This is a genomic window from Microbulbifer okhotskensis (assembly GCF_023895975.1).
Lineage (GTDB): Bacteria > Pseudomonadota > Gammaproteobacteria > Pseudomonadales > Cellvibrionaceae > Microbulbifer > Microbulbifer okhotskensis.
Window position 1 is genome coordinate 1 of sequence record NZ_JALBWM010000104.1, and the last position, 14,349, is coordinate 14,349.

The 14,349-nt window shown below is 50.1% G+C and carries 12 protein-coding genes; 9 read left to right on the top strand and 3 right to left on the bottom strand.

Features of this window, described 5'->3' with window-relative positions; genetic code table 11:
* Nucleotides 1-932: 932 nt before the first annotated feature.
* Nucleotides 933-1,694 (bottom strand): TlyA family RNA methyltransferase, encoded by a 762-nt coding sequence (locus tag MO867_RS17305; protein WP_252471468.1) that lies wholly within the window; start codon nucleotides 1,692-1,694, stop codon nucleotides 933-935.
* Between the two features lie 126 nt (nucleotides 1,695-1,820).
* Here MO867_RS17305 and nhaA point away from each other — a divergent pair, with 126 nt between their 5' ends.
* The 5 genes from nhaA (at nucleotide 1,821) to MO867_RS17330 (ending at nucleotide 6,484) form a co-directional block, all read left to right on the top strand.
* The gene (gene nhaA, locus MO867_RS17310) at nucleotides 1,821-3,293 is read left to right on the top strand and encodes a Na+/H+ antiporter NhaA (protein WP_252471470.1); all 1,473 of its coding nucleotides are present in this window, start codon (nucleotides 1,821-1,823) and stop codon (nucleotides 3,291-3,293) included.
* Between the two features lie 106 nt (nucleotides 3,294-3,399).
* Nucleotides 3,400-4,770, top strand: coding sequence for a hypothetical protein (locus tag MO867_RS17315; protein WP_252471472.1), 1,371 nt, complete (start codon nucleotides 3,400-3,402; stop codon nucleotides 4,768-4,770).
* Nucleotides 4,771-4,783: 13 nt separating this feature from the next.
* Entirely contained in the window at nucleotides 4,784-5,164 is a 381-nt protein-coding gene (locus tag MO867_RS17320; RefSeq protein WP_252471474.1) for an MmcQ/YjbR family DNA-binding protein, read from the top strand.
* 51 nt (nucleotides 5,165-5,215) lie between these two features.
* The gene (gene trxA / locus MO867_RS17325; RefSeq protein ID WP_252471476.1) at nucleotides 5,216-6,070 is read left to right on the top strand and encodes a thioredoxin; all 855 of its coding nucleotides are present in this window, start codon (nucleotides 5,216-5,218) and stop codon (nucleotides 6,068-6,070) included.
* An 81-nt stretch (nucleotides 6,071-6,151) separates the two neighbouring features.
* A complete protein-coding gene (locus MO867_RS17330) occupies nucleotides 6,152-6,484 on the top strand; it encodes a YqfO family protein (RefSeq protein ID WP_252471478.1) in 333 nt (110 codons plus the stop codon).
* A gap of 20 nt (nucleotides 6,485-6,504) precedes the next feature.
* Here the strand turns inward: MO867_RS17330 and MO867_RS17335 are convergent, their stop codons facing one another.
* Nucleotides 6,505-7,044, bottom strand: a complete 540-nt coding sequence (locus MO867_RS17335) for a DUF4124 domain-containing protein (RefSeq protein WP_252471480.1) — start codon at nucleotides 7,042-7,044, stop codon at nucleotides 6,505-6,507.
* 56 nt (nucleotides 7,045-7,100) lie between these two features.
* Complete coding sequence (locus tag MO867_RS17340; RefSeq protein WP_252471481.1) at nucleotides 7,101-7,640, bottom strand: NUDIX hydrolase; 540 nt, start codon at nucleotides 7,638-7,640, stop codon at nucleotides 7,101-7,103.
* Nucleotides 7,641-7,742: 102 nt separating this feature from the next.
* Between MO867_RS17340 and MO867_RS17345 the strand changes: the two genes are divergently transcribed.
* The 4 genes from MO867_RS17345 to MO867_RS17360 all read left to right on the top strand — a co-directional run bounded on the left by MO867_RS17345 (nucleotide 7,743) and on the right by MO867_RS17360 (nucleotide 14,231).
* Nucleotides 7,743-9,032 carry an efflux RND transporter periplasmic adaptor subunit gene (locus MO867_RS17345; RefSeq protein ID WP_252471483.1) on the top strand — a complete coding sequence of 430 codons (1,290 nt, stop codon included), beginning with the start codon at nucleotides 7,743-7,745 and terminating at the stop codon, nucleotides 9,030-9,032.
* Nucleotides 9,033-9,054: 22 nt separating this feature from the next.
* Nucleotides 9,055-12,228, top strand: a complete 3,174-nt coding sequence (locus MO867_RS17350) for an efflux RND transporter permease subunit (RefSeq protein ID WP_252471485.1) — start codon at nucleotides 9,055-9,057, stop codon at nucleotides 12,226-12,228.
* A 140-nt stretch (nucleotides 12,229-12,368) separates the two neighbouring features.
* Nucleotides 12,369-12,980: an NUDIX hydrolase gene (locus tag MO867_RS17355; RefSeq protein WP_252471487.1), complete on the top strand. Its 612-nt coding sequence runs from the start codon at nucleotides 12,369-12,371 to the stop codon at nucleotides 12,978-12,980.
* A gap of 897 nt (nucleotides 12,981-13,877) precedes the next feature.
* On the top strand, nucleotides 13,878-14,231 hold the full coding sequence (locus MO867_RS17360) for a hypothetical protein (protein WP_252471489.1): 354 nt from the start codon (nucleotides 13,878-13,880) through the stop codon (nucleotides 14,229-14,231).
* Nucleotides 14,232-14,349: the final 118 nt, after the last annotated feature.

A 14,349-nucleotide genomic window follows, 5' to 3' on the forward strand; every position in this document is an offset into this window, starting at 1 on the left:
AGCGGTACAGTGACTATGGGGCTATAGCTGCATGAAACTGTCCGAAGTGTTGTCATATGGCAGAGATTGCCGAATTAAAATTAATTTCATACTTAAATTCAGCAGTTGTAGGGGTTTAATTGTCTAGAGTTAGGTTTTATTCTGGATTGTAATAGTAGTGATCGTAGTCAATGTTTTTGCGAACGCAGTAGGAGTCTATGGCCTCGGAATTACTCCATAATCCCAGGCCGTAGTCGTAGGCAAACGCCTGTTCCTGTTCAAACTCGCTACCACAGTAATATCCGTAATTCTAAGCGGCGCGCCTTGGAACCAGCTCCTGATTTATGAGGTGCCCATTAATATAGAGGCAGACTGTTTCTCGTCCCTAAATGTCCTTACCCGTAGATTCGAAGTCAATATCTCCAAATGACAACAGGTAGCCCAGCACTTGGATGGTCTTATGGCCGTAAGGTTGAGTGTTGGCGTTGGTTTCTGGAACATCAATACAATTAAGGCGTATTTTTACAAATGCGTTATCAACACAGCCGTGGACGGTGTCACCGTCTATGACTTGATAATTGGTGAATAGCGCAGCTTGGATCGCAGAGGAAAGGGTAGCTAAGATAATTAGCCTTTTATTATGATTATCTTTGATAGTGTTTGAGCGCGCAGTATAAATCTGCGGTACTACGGGATTGCGTGGGATTAGTGATGTATAGAAAGAACTATTGTTAAGTGTGGGTTGAGGTCACATTCAAATGTTGGTGGAATTGGTTTTTTGTGGATATTAGCCGGTGTGGTATCTTTTATTGTGAGTAAAGGCTGATATTGTTTTTTTCGATAAAATAAGATGAAAATGGTGATAAATTGTTTAATAGCCCTTGTCGGTAAGGGCTATCAAAAGTTCAGCAAAGAGGTTTCGGTCAGGTTTAATGTTCCTGAATGAACGCAGATTAGAGTGGGCGGGGAGTGGCCCATAGCAAAAATTCCCGGTTGCCATCTCCACCCTTAATGGGGCTGTCAATATATTTCTTCACTTCCAGCCCCAGCTCTTCGCATAAGCCGATAATACGCTCGCGCACCTGCGGGTAATATTGGCTGCCGCGAACCAGGCCGCCTTTGCCGATCCCTTCCTGACCAACCTCGAATTGGGGTTTGACCAAGGTTAATAGTTGTCCGCTGGGTTTCAGTAGTGCGGGTAATTGCGGCAGTATCAGTGTCTGGGAAATAAAAGAGACATCCATCACAATAGCGTCAAAACCCCTGTCGGCAAAGGGAGTAATCTGGGAGGCTTGTAAATGGCGGGCATTGACCCCTTCAAAAAGATGCATGCGAGCATCTTCCTTTAATTTCTGCGCCAGTTGATCTCGCCCTACGTCGACACCAACAACAGATTCCGCGCCACGTTGAAGTAGGCAGTCACTAAAACCTCCCGTCGAACAGCCCACATCGAGAATGTGCCAACCGATGGGGTTGAGGCCGGTTTGGTCGAGAATAGCGGCCAGCTTCAGGCCTGCACGGGAGACATATTGGTCCTCCGGCAGGGGAGTCACTTCTAGAGCAGAATCTTCGGGCACGGTTTGTGCGGCTTTGCGTGCGGGCTGCAGTGGGCCGCCCCCTGATAACATGACCCTGCCTGCCTCTATTAGCTTTTTTGCATGGGTGCGGGAGTTGGCCAGTTTTCTCTCTACGAGCAGTTGATCCAGTCTGGTCATGTTTTGTACCGCAATCCTGTTTATATGGTTAAGAATACAGTGCTCATGCTAACCTCTGGCTCCCATAGGTAGAAGTGTGGCCCCATAATTAGTAGGGCTAATCTTAAGTTAGGAGGATGTCAGCTGATGGCAAAAAGCGTTTTGGATAAGTTCAAGATTCGCAAAGGGAAGGTTTTTGAAGCGCCACTCGAGGGGGCATTTGGCCGCCTTGTGACACCCTTTGAAGAATTTATCCATCGCCAAAGCAGCAGTGGTATTTTGCTGATGCTCTCTGCATTGGCGGCATTGATTATTGCCAACTCGCCTTTGCAGGAGGCCTATAAGCATCTGTTACATATGCCTATCGGCCTCAGTGCTGGTGACTGGGAGTTCTCCCTATCGGTACACCACTGGATCAATGACGGTCTGATGGCGATCTTCTTTTTTCTGGTAGGCCTGGAATTAAAACGAGAGTTTATGGTGGGGGAGTTGTCCGACCTGCGCCAGGCAGTACTGCCGGTTATGGCAGCTATAGGCGGAATGGTGGTGCCAGCCCTGATCTACGCCTCTTTTAATGTCGGGGGGGGCGGTGAGCGCGGCTGGGGTATCCCCATGGCGACGGATATTGCTTTCGCGGTTGGCTGTATTGCTTTATTGGGTAATCGGGTGCCACGCGCCGTGGTGACCTTCTTGGTTGCTCTGGCAATTGTGGATGACCTGGGCGCGATTCTGGTTATTGCTATCTGGTATACCGAGCAGGTAAATGTCGCTGCGCTGATTGCGGCGGGCTGTTTAATCGTCATTATGTGGCTGTTGAAAGCAGCGGGGGTTCGCCGTTCTCCTGCCTATGTATTTGTCGGCGTTTTGCTCTGGTACGAGTTCTACCTGGCTGGCGTACATGCAACTATCGCCGGTGTAATCACTGCAATGGCATTGCCGGCAAAACCCAAATATGACCCGGTGGCGTTCAGTACCTTTGTAAAAGATATTATCCGTAGCTTCGACCGCTGCTTCCGTCCCGGTGACAAGATTATTGCCAATGATGCACTGCGCGCCCGTGTAATGGCGCTCGGAAACGGAGTCAATTTGGCGCAGTCTCCTCTGCAGCGGATGGAAACCCGTTTGCATATGCCGGTGGGTTTTCTGGTGATTCCCATTTTTGCCCTGGCCAATGCAGGTATTCCGTTTGACAGTTTTACCAGTTCGTCGGCGGTGATTAACCCCGTCACTCTTGGGGTGATTGCGGGGCTGGTGATTGGCAAGCTGGTAGGGATCGTGGGGGCCACCTGGATCGGTTGGAGGCTGGGCTGGGGTAAGCTGCCTAAGTCGGCTAATTTCCAACATATTGTCGGTGTGGCGCTGCTGGGTGGCATTGGCTTTACCATGTCGATCTTTATTGCGGAGCTGGCCTTCAGCTCTGACTACGAGCTGCTGATCCAGGCCAAGGCCGGTATCTTGTTGGCCTCCGTGATTGCTGGGCTGGCTGGATTTTTGGTGCTACGCAAGGCGCCGGTGGCAGATGAATTTGAAATTCATGAAGAAGGTGAGCCACTGAACGAGGGCGAGCATGACTCGCCGCATGCGGGGGGCGGTGAGCAGCGTCCCAGTCGTCAGAGCTGAGCTGACGGAAATTCTGTTTAGCACCTGGGCCCCGCTGTTCTGGAGGGGCCCAATTTCTTACAAAATTCCGCCCCCCTTCCGGCAAGGTGATAAGGAAGTAAAAGTTATGCGATTGAAATCTGGAGTACAGGTGCTTTCGGCGCTTGTTGTATTCCTGCTGATGGTGGCTTGTGATGCTCAGCAAGCGAATGATGGAAGAACAGCTACAGCGGTGCACGAAGCCGTTAAGGCGATGGTTCCCGATAGCCGAAGTGGAGACAGTGCAATGGATAAGCTCGCAAAAGAATATGTCCAGTTGGTGCTGGAGCTTGGCAATCACGACGACAGCTATGTGGATGCCTATTACGGTCCTGCAGCTTTACGCGAAATTGCCTCCCAAAGCCAGTCGAGTCCCGCAGATATTACCGAGCGGGGTGAGTCACTGTTAAAGCAATTACCGAGCGTAACGCTCGGGGATGGCAGTATTGACAATCTGCGACGTCACTATCTGAAGACTCAGTTAGCGGCTCTTGTGGCCCATGCCCACGGACTGGCTGGTGGTATGCCTCGGAACTTTGCCAAAGAGGCCAGAGCACTCTATGACACTAAGCCCCCCAAGCAGGATCTAGCCAGTTTTAACCCCCTGTTGGATGAGTTGGAGCTACTGTTGCCTGGGAGTGAGCCTTTAAGTAGCCGAGTTGCCAAGTTCCGGCATGGGTATGAAATCCCAGCAGATCGATTGCAGGTCGTTTTTGATGCCGCGATCGAAGCGTGCCGATTGCGGACTAAGAAATTTATTCCATTGCCGGATAAAGAGACTTTTATCCTGGAATATGTCAGTGATAAACCTTGGAGTGGTTACAACTGGTATAAGGGCGGCGCCCACAGTTTGATTCAGGTAAACCGGGGTCTGCCGATCACTATAGATCGGGCTATAGATCTGGGTTGTCACGAGGGGTATCCGGGCCATCACACCTACAATGCCCTGTTAGAGCAGGCCCTGGTACGAGGGCGTGGCTGGGTGGAATACAGCGTGTACCCGCTATTTAGTCCGCAGTCACTGATTGCCGAAGGAAGTGCTAACTATGGTATTGACCTGGCCTTCCCGGATGAGGAAAAAACCCGTTTCGAAATGGAGGTGCTCTACCCTCTGGCCGGGCTGGAGCCAAAGACGGCAGAAAAGTATGAGCGGGTGATGGCTTTGGTGGATCAGCTGGGCTTTGCTGGAAATGAAATAGCACGCCAATATATTGATGGTGAGATCAAGGCAGAGCAGGTGCCCACACTGTTTGAGAAGTACACCCTGATGAGCCCGGCCAAGGCGGCACAGAGAAAAGATTTTGTCGATGCTTACGGTGCCTATGTCATTAATTATAATTGGGGCAAGAAATTGGTGGCAGATTATGTCGAGCGGGGTAGCCACAGTAATGCTGAGCGCTGGCAGCGCTTTGCCAGGTTATTGTCTTCGCCGCGCCTGCCTTCATCCCTGGACTGGTAGCAACTGAAGCCCTATGCAGAAAAGTATCCTGAGGGAGTACATACTGTCGCGCCCGGAGGCTATAGAGGACTTCCCCTTTGGCCCGGATGTGGCGGTGTTCAAAGTCAAAGGGCGCATGTTTGCAACCTTGAGTTGCTACCGCGGGGTAGATGCCAGCAATTTAAAGTGTGATCCCGATGAGGCCCAGGCATTGCGGGATATCTTCCCCGGTGTTATTCCGGGTTACCATATGAACAAGAAGCACTGGAATACCGTGTTATTGGATGGCACAGTGCCGGATTATGAAATTGAGCGGATGCTAGACCGCTCGTACGGTTTGGTGGTGAAAGGGCTGCGCAAGATGGAGCGTAAATCCCTTGAGCTGGCTTACGGTACCGAAGTGCTCTACCGCTAGTGGCTTCCAGGTACCGACAAAGAAAATACCAGATTTGAGTCAGGAGAAGTTGTGAACGAATTTATCGTCGATGTAACGGCAGAGAACGCCCAGCAAAATCTAATTGAAGAGTCTATGAAGCGTCCCGTAGTTGTGGACTTCTGGGCGGACTGGTGCGAGCCGTGTAAACAGTTGATGCCGCTATTGGAGAAACTGGCGAATGAGTATGCCGGCCAATTTTTGTTGGCTAAGGTCAATGCCGACACCGAGCAAATGCTGGCCGGCCAGTTGGGTGTGCGCAGTTTGCCCACTGTTATGATTTTGAAAGACGGCCAACCTGTAGATGGCTTTGCCGGGGTGCAACCAGAGACGCAAATACGCGAAATGCTGGACAAATACCTGCCCAAGCCCTGGGATATAAAACTACAGCAGGCGCAGGCTTTGATCGCTGAAGACAAAGCCGCTGAAGCGTTGCCCCTGTTGCGCCAGGCTTATACAGAATCCTCTGAGCGCACCGATATCGCTAAACAACTGGCGGCAACATCCCTCGATCAGAATCGCGTGCAAGAGGCGGAAACGGTTTTGGGCAAAATCCTGTTGGCTGATCAGGATGCGGAATACCAGCAGCTGATGGCACAGCTCGACTTAAAACAGCAGGCTGCGGAGACGCCGGAAATTCAAGCGCTGCAACAGGCGTTGGAGAAAAAACCGCAAGACAGCGATTCCGCTTACCAGCTGGCACTACAGTACAGCCAGGCCAGCCGTCATGAAGAGGCGCTGCAACTGTTACTGGATATTTTGCGCAAGGATATGAATTTTGCCGGTGGTGCAGCTAAACAGGCTTTCCTGGATATTGTTAAAAGTCTCGGTGCCGGTGATCCGATTGCCACTCAGTACCAGCGCAAATTGATGACCATGCTATTTTAAAAAAGTTATTCTGTTCCAGTGTAAATACAGGGGCCTATAAGGCCTCTTTGTTTATGTAGTGATACTTAAGGAAAATAAATTATGTATAAGCTCTGTATTTATATTCCCGAGTCCCACCTGGAAGCGGTAAAGCAGGCACTTTTTAATGCCGGGGCCGGGCGCATTGGCGATTACGATAGTTGCTGTTGGCAGATACTGGGTACCGGGCAGTTTCGTCCGCTGGATGGCAGTCAGCCATTTATGGGTGAGTCGGGACAAGTGGAAATGGTGGCGGAGTACCGCGTAGAAATGGTCTGTACCGATGAGCTGGTAGAAGCAGCTCTTGCTGCGATGCGGGCCGCGCATCCCTATGAGGAGCCCGCCTTTGATTTATGGCTGTTGGACTCTCGCTGTAACCCTGCGGCCCAAAATTAATCCCGTTTGCTCTCCATTGACTAGAGGCCGTCGAGTACTTCCTGCCGCTTGCGGCTTATTTGCTCTATCGCTTTTACATCGTCCAGTAATTCAGAGAGACTGGTTTGCTGGCTGGGCAGCTCCGATGCTGGTGCTTGACCGGCCTGTTGAATTTGCTTGGGCTGAAGCTCAATAGGTGCTGAGGCGGGGAGGGAATTTATTGGTTTAACCCGGTGAATGCGCACATGCGAATCCAATCCCTCCGGCACGGTATCAGAAAAGTGCCAGTTTCCATCTCCATCCTTCCAAGTGAATACTTCGGTTGTTTGCTTTGTCGCGTCTTGTTGCGGCATAAGTCCTCTGGAAGCGGCTAGCCTTTCAAGTTTTGCGGCGGATTCTTGTGACCCTTCACGCAGGCTCTGGATGGCGCGTTCACTGGTTTCGCGAATCGCGGAAAAGTCGGGTTTTTCTGGTAGCCAGTCGGCTGGCGACATAATGGGCTGACCGCCCGGACCCGGTAGAATCATGGGCAGGCCAATTCCAACCAGCAATAAGGCACCGAGCATTGGAAGATATTTCATGCAAACCTCCTTTTATTGCAGAGTCATTGAATGGATTTGTGAGCCGATACTAGCAGCTACAGCTTGCGGTTGATCACTCCGCGGTGCAGCTGGTAAAGACCGAGGCGGGTATCCTCAAAGTAGTGTTCCAATGTGCGCTGCATTATCGGAAAGGCGATTTCTTTCCAGGGGATCTCTTCTTCGCGAAACAGTTCCACTTCCAGAGACTCGGGGCCCGGTCCAAAATTCATATCTGTGAGTTCACCCCGGTACAGCATATAAACCTGATTGATATGAGGGATATCGTAGACGGAGTAGAGATCGTCCACGCGGATGCTGGCCCGTGCTTCTTCCCAGGATTCGCGGAGGGCGCCCTCTTCACTGCTTTCGCCGTTCTCCATAAACCCAGCGGGTAGGGTCCAAAGTCCCAGTCGGGGCTGAATGGCACGCTTGCAGAGCATGACTTTGTCACCGACATAGGGCAGCACGCCGACAATGACGCGGGGATTGATATAGTAGATGGTGCCACAACTGCCACAAAGGTGGCGCGGACGGTCATCCCCTTTAGGGATCGAGAGTGTTACGGCACTACTGCCGCATTGGCTGCAAAATTTCATGGCGTCAGTATACCCATGCGAAATTTTAGCGCCAGCCTCCGGGCCCGTTGACGCCTATAGTTGTTAGTGAAGTGGATCTGCAAAGGCGGTGTCTAACCTGCAATGGCGCGTATTTTACTAATCAGTGTAGCGCTTGTTGCTCTTTGCGCCTGTGGCGGTAAAGACAAGCAGGAAAAGGCGCCGCCCCCCCCACCAGTGGAAATTTTGGTGGTGAGAGAGGAGCCTGTTATTCCTCGCTATGAGTTTGTTGGCAGAGTGGAAGCGACCGATGAATATCAGGTGCGCCCACGGGTGCAAGGGTATATAGAGAGCCGCAATTTTAAAGAGGGGGATACGGTTGAAAAAGGGCAGCTCTTATTCGAAATTGATCCTCGTCCTTTTATTGCGGAATTGGATAACCAGCGGGCCACTTTAGAACAGTCCCAAGCGTCGCTTAGGGTCGCAGAGCGAAACTTCCGACGGGGCCGCCGGCTCGTTGCTACTGGTGCTATCAGTCAAGTACAAATGGATGAACTGAAGGGCACCTTCGAGGAGACTGGATCACAAGTTGATGCCAATCGTGCCAAGGTACAAAGTGCCGAACTGGATCTCTCCTATACAAAAATTTATGCGCCTCTGACTGGCCGTATTGGCCGCACAGGTTTTACTGTCGGCTCCCTCGTAGGCCCCAATTCAGACCCTCTTACCACGATCGTAAAAATGGATCCCATTTATGTACTGTTTGAGGTGCCTGAAGAGCAGCTCTTTGCGGTGCAGATGGACACTCAACGAAGACAGCGGGAGGGATTGAATCCTACCCGTTTAGATGTACGTATCGAGCTGCCGGACGGTAATTATTATCCCTCTCAAGGCAAGATTGTATTTATCGACAACCAGATCGATCCGAATACAGGGTCTGTAGCCGTCCGCGCGTTGTTTTCAAATCCGGATAAACTATTGGTACAGGGCCAATTCGCTCGGGTGTCAATACGGGTCTTTGCCGGTAATGAAGCCTTGAGGCCACTGGTGCCGCAATCTGCGGTAATGGAGGATATGCAGGGGCGCTATGTATTTGTATTGGGAAAAAAGAATATTGCCGAAAAGCGCTACCTGACCCTGGGACAACGGGAGGGAGAGCTGTGGGCGGTAACCCGGGGAATTGCTGCGGGTGAATCGGTCATCGTCAATGGCTTGCAGCGAGTCGTCGCTGATAAGCCGGTTACACCTCAAAATACGCCGAGGAATCCCTACGATGTAGAAGCCTCTCCAGTGCCACCTGCAGAGAGAGCGGACACACCTTCAGCGCCACAGAACAACGCAGAGACACCGGTTGAAGGGAAACTACCGGTGGACAGCGGTGAAATGTCGCCGGAGAAACCCGATTACCCAGGAGCCGAAGATGATTACAAATAATTTGGCAGCGCCGTAGCCATTTATGATTAGTGCTTTTTGTATTCGGCGCCCGCGCTTCGCCTTTGTTATCTCAATCTTGATTACTCTTGCGGGAATACTCTCCCTGCCACAGTTGCCGGTAGCACAATTTCCTGAAATCACACCGGCAACGATCAATGTGGCTACCACTTATGCCGGTGCCAGCGCTGCGGTTGTGCGCGACAGTATCGCTGTGCCGATTGAGTCCCAGGTGAATGGTGTAGAGGGTATGGACTATATGTCCTCCACCAGTGGCAACGATGGCTCTTACAGCCTCACCGTCACTTTTAAACCCGGCTACGACGATGACATTGCCCAGGTCAATGTACAAAATCGGGTGGAGCAGGCAACCCCGCAATTGCCCGAAGATGTAAAACGGGATGGTGTGGTGGTCTCCAAACAGAGCACCACCCTGTTGTTGGTAGTGAACCTATTTTCCCCTGAGCAGGAATTTGATGAATTATTTCTGGCAAATTACGCTGAAATATATTTGAAAGATGAGCTTGCGCGGGTGTTGGGGGTGAGTAGTGTTGTCATTTTCGGTTCCCGTAATTATGCCATGCGTCTCTGGCTTGATCCGAACCGAATGGCGTCGCTGGATGTGACAGCACAGGATGTAATTTCAGCGGTAGAAGCACAAAATATTCAGGTGGCCGCCGGGCAGATAGGGGCTCCTCCTATCCGTAAAGATCAGCAATTTCAATATAATATTTTGGTGCAGGGGCGGCTCGTTTCTCCTAGTGAGTTTGAAGATATCACCATTCGGGCAAAACCCGACGGCGCCATGGTGAAGATCAAGGATGTAGCGCGAGTGGAGTTGGGCAGTGAGTCCTATTCCTCCTACGGGCAGTTGGATAATGAAGCCTCTGCGGTGATGGGGGTGTATCAATTGCCGGAAGCGAATGCCATTGAAGTGGCCGATGGAATCAAGGCAAAAGTAGCAGAGCTGTCTGAGCGTTTTCCCGCTGGGTTAAAAGCGGAGGTGCTTTACGATACCACGCTCTTTGTGGAAGCTTCGATCAAAGAGGTGGTGGAAACGCTGGTCATTGCTCTGATTCTGGTGATTCTGGTGGTATTCCTGTTTCTGCAGGACTGGCGCTCTACGTTAGTTCCAGCCATCGCTATTCCAGTTTCTCTGATAGGTACCTTTGCCATGATGTTGGCATTTGGTATGACGATTAATACGATTACGCTGTTTGCCTTGATTCTGGCGATAGGCATAGTGGTGGACGATGCCATTATCGTAGTGGAAAACACTCAGCGATTAATGGCCGGTGGGCTCTCATCAAAAGAGGCTGCGCTGGAATCAATGCGTGAAGTGACCGGCCCAGTTATCGCAACGACGTTGGTACTATTTGCGGTTTTTGTACCGGTTATGTTGATGCCGGGAATTACCGGGAAAATGTATCAGCAATTTGCGGTAACCATCTCTATGGCCGTGGCTATCTCTTCCCTCAACGCATTGACCCTGAGCCCGGCATTGTGTGCCAGCCTTCTGAACGTGAGTAAGGATGGGGAGGTTTTGGGAGGAAAAAAAGGCGGTATTTTTGGTTTTTTTAACAGGTCCCTGGATGTTTCGACCAACTTCTATGTAGCTATGGTAAAGGCCTGCATTAAAGTTCCACTGATCGGTATTGCCTCAATTGTCTTAATCCTAGTGTTTTGCTATTTACTATTTACCCGTATCCCGACTGGTTTTATTCCCGATGAGGATCAGGGTACCTTTATGCTGCATGTGCAGTTGCCAGATGGATCGTCACTGGAAAGAACTGGCCCAATTGTTAATCAAGTGACCGACATTTTATTGGAAGAGCCGGGTATGGCCCATGTGGTTGGCGTGCCGGGATATAACCTATTGACTAGTAGTGTTTCCTCCAACACTGCAATGATGTTTGCGGTACTTAAACCCTGGGATGATCGCACCAATAAAGAAGATCATCAGTTTGCCATAATGAAGCGGGTACAGCAGAAACTGGCGACGATTCCCAACGCCCAGGTAATGCCGTTTGTCATTCCACCGTTGCCGGGGATAGGCACCGTCGGTGGCTTTGAATTTGTATTGGAAGATTTGCAGGGGCGTAGTATTACCCAACTGTCACAGGTCTTATTTGATTTGCTGGGGAATGCCAATCAACGATCGGAAATATCCCAGGCATTTACCAGTTTCCAGGCATCCACTCCGCAGTTGGAATTAAAAATTGATAAAGAAAAGGCGCACGTATTAGGTGTGCCTCTCCCCGATGTCTATTTAACCCTGCAAACCTTCCTTGGTGGTTATTACATCAATGACTTTAATCTCTATGGTAAGGTATTCCGCGTAATTGCCCAGGCAGATGCGCAGTTTCGCGATGAAGAGGAAAATCTGACCGGCTTCTACGTACGAGCCAAAAGTGGTGGCTTGGTGCCGCTGACTTCAGTATCGACAATTACCCCCGTGGTTGCCCCGCAAACGATCACTCGCTACAACCTGTATAACAGCGTAACGATTAATGGGGCACCTGCGTCGGGATACTCCAGTGGTCAGGCAATGGATGCGATGGAGGAGATGGCGTCAAATTTGCCTGAGGGTTATGGCTACGAGTGGACTGGCATCAGCCTGCAGGAGATCACCTCGGGTAATCTGGCCCCAATCCTGTTCTCTTTGGCCGTTATATTTGTTTACCTGTTTTTGGTGGCCCAATATGAAAGTTGGACTATCCCGTTTGCTGTCCTCTTATGCGTGCCCATTGCTATTGGCGGCGCCATGTTCACAGTGTTCATCGCAGGGTCAATTAATAACCTCTATACGCAAATTGGTTTGGTGTTGCTTATTGGTATGGCGGCAAAGAGCGCCATTCTGATAGTGGAATTCGCCTGTGTAGAGCGCGATAAGGGCAAGTCCATTGTCAGTGCTGCGCTATCGGCAACCCGACTGCGCTTTCGCGCTGTATTGATGACAGCCATGTCATTTATTCTTGGGGTGATACCGCTGCTGGTGGCCACGGGCGCTGGCGCAGTGAGCCGGGTTTCACTGGGCTTGGTGGTGTTTGGCGGCATGTTGGCGGCCAGTTTATTTGCGACGCTGCTGGTGCCGGTGTATTACGCGCTCGTGCAAACAGTAAGAGAAAAGCTAAAAGGCGGCTACACGCCAAATAAAGGCGAGGCGTCTTCCACTCCGGGGGGGGCTGAGTCGAGCTGACTCAAGCGATAGATATACGAGGTGTGGTAGGGTGTTAAGTCACAAATGGATATTGTGGCATATCGCTCGGTGTTGCCGCTGGAAATGGGTATGATGAAAGTTAGGGAGTCCCTGAAAGCATCAGGGCGGGACATAGGTTTATGCTAGATATTATCGAAGAGAATATTGCCCAAAGAATTGAGGAGCTGGAGGCACGGGTTCCTATTGGGCCCAACTTGCAGGGGCATGCCGCTGTATTGATAGCGCTGACTAATGAGTCAGACCCTCAGGTGATCCTCACTAAACGCTCCGCCAACCTTTCGACTCATTCCGGTGAAGTCTCCTTTCCTGGTGGTCGCTGGGACGCAACCGACCCCTCCCTTCAGTATACGGCCCTGCGCGAGGCGGAAGAGGAAGTCGACCTGCCTATGGACGCTGTGCGTATGCTGGGCCCACTGTGGCCCCGCACCACCCGTTGGCAAGTTCATGTGACACCCTGGGTGGGGGTAATCTCGCCAGATATTGTGTTGTCGCCCAATCCCGGCGAGCTGGATGCGATATTTCGAGTGCCTCTATCTTTTTTTCTTGCAGACCCGCGTATACGTACCGATCAAGTCACCATTGATGATCGCGCGATTTATCTGCCTGCTTATATGTATGGTGATTATGAAATTTGGGGTTTTACTGCCGGAGTTATCACAGAATTTTTGGTTAAGATATTGGGGGCATCAATTGGACGTCGTGATGATGTACCTTTACGTGCATTAAATTAACCCTATTTGACCAGTATGATTTGAGTATTTTGTAGGGTTTGTTTTATTTCTGTATTGGGCGTTTATTCTGATAAAGGTTTACCCAAGTCATTCCACTCATCCAATATTAGGGTTAGCAGAGCACGAGTGTCAGGGTCGGCATTGAGAACTGAAAACGCAGGATCTTCCGGTAGGCCAAACTCCTTTGCGCATCGGTTTTGAAATAGCCAGTTGCCGTCTACCTTGAGCTAATAATCCCGATATTCAGCGGCTAGTGCATACGATAACCAGCTAGGGTCGACCACGGTAGACGCATTGCCTGAGGAAGATTGTCCGTCTCCCAAAATATTGTGCAGGGGAGAGCAGGTAATAACCGACACCCTGTGTACTGTGTACTACCGCATAGCGTTCTAGTTATTCTTTGCCCTTGAGCATAGGGTATACATTTCCGAAGTAGCCATCAGGTGTAAACATTAATGCCCAGCCATGGGGATTATAGTTATCAACGGTGAGTCTGTAGCGAGCGAGTAAATCACTTATTGAAATTCGGTTCTTGATTAATTGAAACTTATTCATTTCTTTAAACTGATGTCTATAACTTATGGGCACTGGTAAGAAATAGTGTGTGTCGCTAATTTTGGAGAGGCACTTACCTCGACGGGCGATACATCTGGAATTGATATAGAGCGTCGATTTCCCGTTCAATTCAGTAATTTGCAGAGGGCTTTCGCTGTTTTTTGGGGGCGGAAGCGTTTATCGGTATAAAGAAAGTTCCTCCATGGCCTTAGGTGACTTGTCGTTTGATGACTGCTTCACAATTTTTAACGACGGCAAGATTTATTTGAGACTTAGGTACTAGATATACTGCAGGGTTATTATATCCTTTATTTTTATTATATTTGCTATCGGATTACTTGCATGAGATCTCTGTCTTTTTTCTCTATGTTGCTGGGAATAGGATTAATCCAGGCCTGCACAATGTCTGCAGTACCATCTAAGTATCAAGGCCATTGGGCGGGAGACCAGGAATCCTGCAGTGTTTCCTCCTCCGCTGATTCTATGACTCTTGCGAGTGATCGAGTTCTATTTACCGAATCATCAGGGCAATTGATGTCCTCCAGTCAAAGTGATGGCAATCTTCATCTGATATTCAATATGCAGGGTGAAGGTGAAACCTGGCGATCAGAGGAAGTTTACTCTCTAAATTCTGGAGGACAGGTATTGGTGCGTTATACCAAAAATTCTACTTTTAAATATTTCCGTTGTAATTAATCGATTATTGTTTATAGCAGAAACGGCTCCAGTTTTTAACGCTGGAAATAGAAGTTTTATATCTTTCAACACTTCGGACAGTTTCATGCAGCTATAGCCCCGTAGTCACTGTACCGTT

Excerpts from the sequence above, each read along its gene's own strand:
- MO867_RS17360 (WP_252471489.1), top strand. The coding sequence starts at position 13,878 with ATGAGATCTCTGTCTTTTTTCTCTATGTTGCTGGGAATAGGATTAATC.
- MO867_RS17320 (WP_252471474.1), top strand. The coding sequence starts at position 4,784 with ATGCAGAAAAGTATCCTGAGGGAGTACATACTGTCGCGCCCGGAGGCT.
- MO867_RS17350 (WP_252471485.1), top strand. The coding sequence starts at position 9,055 with ATGATTAGTGCTTTTTGTATTCGGCGCCCGCGCTTCGCCTTTGTTATC.
- MO867_RS17315 (WP_252471472.1), top strand. The coding sequence starts at position 3,400 with ATGCGATTGAAATCTGGAGTACAGGTGCTTTCGGCGCTTGTTGTATTC.
- MO867_RS17340 (WP_252471481.1), bottom strand. The coding sequence starts at position 7,640 with ATGAAATTTTGCAGCCAATGCGGCAGTAGTGCCGTAACACTCTCGATC.
- MO867_RS17330 (WP_252471478.1), top strand. The coding sequence starts at position 6,152 with ATGTATAAGCTCTGTATTTATATTCCCGAGTCCCACCTGGAAGCGGTA.
- MO867_RS17345 (WP_252471483.1), top strand. The coding sequence starts at position 7,743 with ATGGCGCGTATTTTACTAATCAGTGTAGCGCTTGTTGCTCTTTGCGCC.
- MO867_RS17305 (WP_252471468.1), bottom strand. The coding sequence starts at position 1,694 with ATGACCAGACTGGATCAACTGCTCGTAGAGAGAAAACTGGCCAACTCC.
- nhaA (WP_252471470.1), top strand. The coding sequence starts at position 1,821 with ATGGCAAAAAGCGTTTTGGATAAGTTCAAGATTCGCAAAGGGAAGGTT.
- MO867_RS17335 (WP_252471480.1), bottom strand. The coding sequence starts at position 7,044 with ATGAAATATCTTCCAATGCTCGGTGCCTTATTGCTGGTTGGAATTGGC.
- MO867_RS17355 (WP_252471487.1), top strand. The coding sequence starts at position 12,369 with ATGCTAGATATTATCGAAGAGAATATTGCCCAAAGAATTGAGGAGCTG.